Here is a 5030-nt window from a genome sequence, read left to right as displayed (position 1 = left end):
CACGGGCTCGGTGTCGGCCCAGCCGATGCAGGCGTCGGTGATGGAGACGCCGGTCTTCAGTGGCTGACCGGCGACCAGGTCCTGCCGGCCTTCTTCGAGGTGGCTTTCGATCATCACGCCGGTGATGCGGTGGTCGCCAGCCGCGATCTGCGCGGCCACGTCCTCGCCGACGTTGATCTGCCGGCGGTGCTGCTTCTCGGAGTTGGCATGCGAGAAGTCGATCATGACCTGCTCGCGCAGCCCGCTCTTGCGCAGCACTTCGCACGCGGCCTGCACATGCTCGGCGCCGTAGTTGGGCTGCTTGCCGCCGCGCAGGATGACGTGGCAATCGGCATTGCCGCGGGTCTCGAAGATGGCGGCCTGGCCCATCTTGGTCATGCCCATGAAGGCATGCGGCGCGGCGGCGGCAACGATGGCGTCGGACGCGACTTTCACGCCACCATCGGTGCCGTTCTTGAAGCCCACCGGGCAGGACAGCCCGGAGGCCAGCTGGCGGTGGCTCTGGCTCTCCGTCGTGCGTGCGCCAATGGCGCCCCAGGAGACCAGGTCGGCGATGTACTGCGGGCTCAGCAGGTCCAGGAACTCGGTGCCTGCCGGCAGGCCCAGCGCGGCCACGTCCAGCAGCAGCTGGCGGGCGCGGCGCAGGCCTTCGTTGATGCGGAAGCTGCCATCCAGCCGGGGGTCGTTGATGTAGCCCTTCCAGCCCACCGTCGTGCGCGGTTTCTCGAAGTAGACGCGCATGACGATCTTCAGCTCGCCGGCCAGTTCGTCGGCCAGCACGCGCAGCTTGCGTGCATAGGCCAGCGCCTGCTCGTGGTCGTGGATGGAGCACGGACCGACGACGACGATCAGCCTGTCGTCCTCGCCGGAAAGCACCGCGGCCAGCTGGTTGCGGGCCTGCTCGACCACCGCTTGCGCCGCAGCCGGTGCCGGCATGTCGTCCAGCAGCAAGGCGGGCGAAATCAGCGGGCGGACCGCGCCGATGCGCAGGTCGTCGACCCGCGTGGTGTCGTGGGTGGCGGGCGGGGGCAGCAAGGAATCGCCGCCCACTTCGTGATCATGCTGCCAGTCATCGGGACGGTTCAACGCGGGCTCCTGTGGGCTTGGCCGGAAAAGCCTGCGATTATCCCCGCCGGCCCAGCGCCGTGCGGCACGCGGCACACTGGGCCCCAGAACGAGCGGCCCACGGGCCTTCGTCTTTTGTCACAGCAGACTTTCTCCGTCTCGCTGTTTTTTTACTTCAGGAGCCTCAGCGTGATCCTCGAACTCGCGGACATCCGCATCCATCCGGGCCAGCAGGCCGCTTTCGAAGCGGCCATCCAGACAGCCCTCAGCACGGTGATCAGCAAGGTGGAAGGCGTGCAGCGCTTCAACGTTCACCGCGGCATTGAGAGTGCAGAGCGCTATGTGCTGCAGATCGTCTGGGACACGCTGGAAGCGCACACCGTGGGCTTTCGCCAGTCGCCGGCCTTCGCCGACTGGCGTGCCATCGTCGGCCCGTTTTTCGCCGGCCCGCCCACGGTCGAGCACTTCGAGCTGGTCACGCAGTCCTGAACGGAAACGGCCCTAGGCGCTGGCCAGGGCCGTGGCGCTGACGCGCTGTGCCAGCCAGCGCGAGAAACGGCCGGTTTGCTGGGCGTACTCCGCGTCGAGCGCGGCCCGGCTGCTCACCGCCTGGGTGTGCAGCGCTGTCAGGCAGCCCACCGGGTCCGGTAGCAGCGTGTCGAACAGGTAGTCCACCAAGGCTTCGGGCGAGTCCAGCACCGGCAGCGTCCACAGGTGGGCCAGGCCTTCTGCGCCGGACGGGGTTGTCAGCACCGGTTTGCCGAAGGACAAGGGCTCCACGGTCTTGATCTTCAGGCCGGTGCCGCCCACCATCGGGTTCAGCGCCAGGTCGATCGCGTCGTAGAAACCACCCAGCTCTTTGACGAAGCCGATGTTGACCAGCCCCGGCATCTCGCGCACATGGCGGCAGATGCCACCCGCGACAGCGACCTGGAACGGCAGCACTGGCGCCTTGCGCGCCAGCGCGGCAACAAAGGCCTGCATGCTGCGCACATTCCAGTCGTTGCCACTGCCCACGTAACCCAGCCTCAGCCGCGGCACCTGCGCCGGCGGCTCGAATGGGCGAACCTGCGCTTCCACATAAGGCAGGTACAGCACATGACGATGCCCACGCGCCGCCATTTCCTGCGCCTCGCCGCGCTGGATCGCCAGCACCGCGTCCGCCATGCGGAACGCACTGTCTTCCTCGGCCAGCGTGGTGCTGAACCAGCTCGGCTTCATGCCCGCACGACGGTATTTTTCGCTGCGCTCGGCAAACAGGTCGTGGCTGTCCAGTACCTTGACGACCTCGGAGCCGAAGCCTTTCAGCAAGGGCGCATACCAGACGTAGTTGACGTGCACCACCTGGTAGCCGCGCAGGCGGTGCATCTCCTGGCAGACCTGCGCCAGCGCCGGGTCATACCAGTCAGACAACAGCGCGAAATGGCCCTCGCGAATGCGCTTGGACGCCCGCGAAGCCAGCACCTGGACTCGGCCGAACTCGGCCTGCATGGCCTGCGAGAGCCCTGCGTCCAGCCCCTCCTCGTTGTGATAGACGAGGTCGATCTCGTAACCCAGCCGGCGATAGACGCCGACCAGCTGCATGATGCGCCGCGAGTTGCCCTGGTCAGCCGGCATCAGGCGGTTGAAGGTCACGAGCAGGACACGCGGCCGCTGCACTGTCATGGCTGCAGCTCCAGGCTGAATTCGGCGGCGCCGATGTCACAGAAGTCGTCAGGTGGCAAGGCTGTCGGGGGCAAGGTCAGGTGCAGCAAGGCCTGCCCGCCAGGCTTGGCCGCCGGGAACGTGAAATCCACCAGCGCGCCGTGCTCGGTGTAGTGGACCGCGGCCGGCGGCAGGTCCAGGCCCTGAAACGCGGCATGCAGATCGTCGATGCGGCTGCGCACATTGCGCAGCAGCAGCCGTGCGCGATTCGCCCCCGCCCAGGGCAGGACCACGCTGGCTTCGCCGCGCGGCCCGAACACGGCGCGATCCTGCACCAGCACATGGTGCAGCATGGGCTCGGCCAGCGTGGCAATGCAATTCACCGCGACCGGGCGGAACTGCAGGCGCGGGCATGCCCCTGACTCCGAGGCCTGCAAAGAGAGGCCTGCCGGTGCGCGGCCCGCCGAGGCCGCCAGCAAACGCCTGGCCAGCGACAGCTCATAGCCCGCTTCGAGCCGCAATGCCTGCCCTGCCGCCGCCAGCGGACGGCCCACCAGCAGCCGCCAGCCCCTGGGCGCGGGCAAGGCCAGCCACTGACGCGACGCGCCCTCGACACTTTCCCAAGCCGGCAGGTCCTCCTTGCCGGCGACGAGCCAGGGTTGATCGAACCGAAGCTGGGCCATCAAGGGCTGAAGGGCCTGCAGCGATTCGGCACGGTGGGGCAGAACAAGCACGCCGAGTGCTGCGCGGCGCACCAGTTCCAGCGCTTCGCCAGCGCGCTTGTCCAGGCCCAGGCGAAGGCGGGTCGCCGGCAGGCGATGCGCAGCGGCATGGAAGTCCGCCCACGGCGACTGGTGAGGCTGCAACCACGTGGTGGGCAGGCCCTGCTCCAGCACCGGCAGCCAGCGGTGGTCCTCGTGCACGACCACGGCCGGCCCGGCGGTGGTGGCCGCGGGCACCAATGCGGCGGCGATCAGGTCCAGCCAGGCTTCAGCGCTGCTCAAGATCCGGCCCCCACGGTCGGTGCAGGAGCCGCGCCCACGGGCTGCGCCATGCGCCACGACTGATCCAGCCAATCGCGCAGGCCCGGGTAGAGCAGCGCGGGCGCCAATGCCTGTTGCCGCGTGGCCTCTTCGGCTTGCCGACTCGCGCGGGCAGCCGCGGTGTCACCCTGCCACTGGCGGAAGGCGCGCAAGATGCCTTCGACCAGTGCCGGCACACAGGGTCCGCCCACCGGCACCGTCCGGACCTGAGGCGACTGGAACTCGGGGTAGGCGCCGATGTCGACAGTCAAAACCTGCCCGCCACCCAGTGCCGCGCGCGGCAGGATGCCGGACGACTCGCCATAGGTCGGGTAGCGCAGCACGAAGGACAGGTCCGCACGACCGAGCAGCACGTCGAGTTCCTCTGCGTCCAGGTAACCACTGACCTCGGGGCCATCACCCTCGGGCCACCAGGCGGCAATGCGCTGCGACACCGGGTATTCATCGGCCCGCTCCTCGCCAGCCAACAGCAGCTGGCTGCCAGGGCACTGCGCCTGGACCTGGCGAAAGGCAGCCAGCACTTCGTAAAGCATCTTGTTGCCGGTCAGAAAGCCCGGCACCAGCATCAGGAACGCATCCGCCGAGACGCTGAACTTCGCCAGCACCTCGGCGCGACGATCCGCCGGCAGGGTTGGCGGTGGCAGCACGAAGTGCGGCATGCGCAGCAACGGGCGCCCCTGCTCGGCGCCCAGCGGCAGACCGTGAACCGCCCCACGCAGGCGGCGCTCGGCATAGCGTGTGTGCACCATCAGGCCCTGCCCGGAGCCGACCACTCGGCGAAGCATCAGGCACTCCTGGTACAGCAAGCCGGGCGTGCTGTGCAGCGCGCCGTCACGCTGCAGGAACTCACCGGGAATTGCATGACCCTCTTCCGCCAGCCAATGCCCGAACAGGCTGTCGGCCCGGGCGCGCTGCAATGCCAGTTGGTGCAGGTAGAACAAGGACACGTCGTGCACGATCACTGCGCCGGGGAAGGCGCGAAGGTGATCGAGCATGTAGACGCAGTCGCCGTTGTTGCCGAGGTTGAACAGCGTCTGCGCTGCGGGGTCGGGCTGAAGAGCAAGGAATTGCGCCTCGCTGAGCACCGTGATCGGCAGCGCGGCCAGCGCCTGCTGCGCGTCCGGCAGAAGCCGGGCCTGTGTCACGGTGTGCAGGTCGAAGTCCTGCGCCAACAGGGCCAGGTACTCGACCAGGTAGTCGGCCAGGCCGTTGCGCTGCGGTGGCAGCGGCGAAAACACGTACAGGCGGCGACGAGCGCGCAACACGCTCGCTTCAGCG

5 protein-coding genes are annotated in these 5030 nt (G+C 68.3%); 1 reads left to right on the top strand and 4 read right to left on the bottom strand.

The window, feature by feature from the left end:
• A partial coding sequence (locus FKP22_RS20840) for a 3-deoxy-7-phosphoheptulonate synthase (RefSeq protein ID WP_141289611.1) occupies nucleotides 1-1086 on the bottom strand: 1086 nt, incomplete at its 3' end.
• A 168-nt stretch (nucleotides 1087-1254) separates the two neighbouring features.
• Here FKP22_RS20840 and FKP22_RS20835 point away from each other — a divergent pair.
• A complete protein-coding gene (locus tag FKP22_RS20835; RefSeq protein ID WP_141289610.1) occupies nucleotides 1255-1554 on the top strand; it encodes an antibiotic biosynthesis monooxygenase family protein in 300 nt (99 codons plus the stop codon).
• A gap of 12 nt (nucleotides 1555-1566) precedes the next feature.
• Here FKP22_RS20835 and FKP22_RS20830 read toward each other — a convergent pair whose 3' ends face one another.
• The 3 genes from FKP22_RS20830 to FKP22_RS20820 all read right to left on the bottom strand — a co-directional run.
• Nucleotides 1567-2730, bottom strand: coding sequence for a glycosyltransferase (locus FKP22_RS20830; RefSeq protein ID WP_141289609.1), 1164 nt, complete (start codon nucleotides 2728-2730; stop codon nucleotides 1567-1569).
• Nucleotides 2727-3713 (bottom strand): hypothetical protein, encoded by a 987-nt coding sequence (locus FKP22_RS20825; protein ID WP_141289608.1) that lies wholly within the window; start codon nucleotides 3711-3713, stop codon nucleotides 2727-2729. Before FKP22_RS20825 ends, FKP22_RS20830 begins: the two co-directional genes overlap by 4 nt.
• Nucleotides 3710-5030, bottom strand: a 1321-nt coding sequence (locus tag FKP22_RS20820; RefSeq protein WP_211361495.1) for a glycosyltransferase family protein, incomplete at its 5' end; no start/stop codon positions are given. The genes FKP22_RS20825 and FKP22_RS20820, both read right to left, overlap by 4 nt.

The sequence above is a fragment of the Ideonella azotifigens genome (genome assembly GCF_006519715.1).
GTDB lineage: Bacteria > Pseudomonadota > Gammaproteobacteria > Burkholderiales > Burkholderiaceae_C > Ideonella > Ideonella azotifigens.
The sequence above is the reverse complement of the archived record's forward strand: the minus strand, read 5'-3'. Positions and strand labels throughout refer to the sequence as shown.

Coding starts and splice junctions, on each gene's coding strand:
- FKP22_RS20830 (WP_141289609.1), bottom strand. CDS start 2,730: ATGACAGTGCAGCGGCCGCGTGTCCTGCTCGTGACCTTCAACCGCCTG.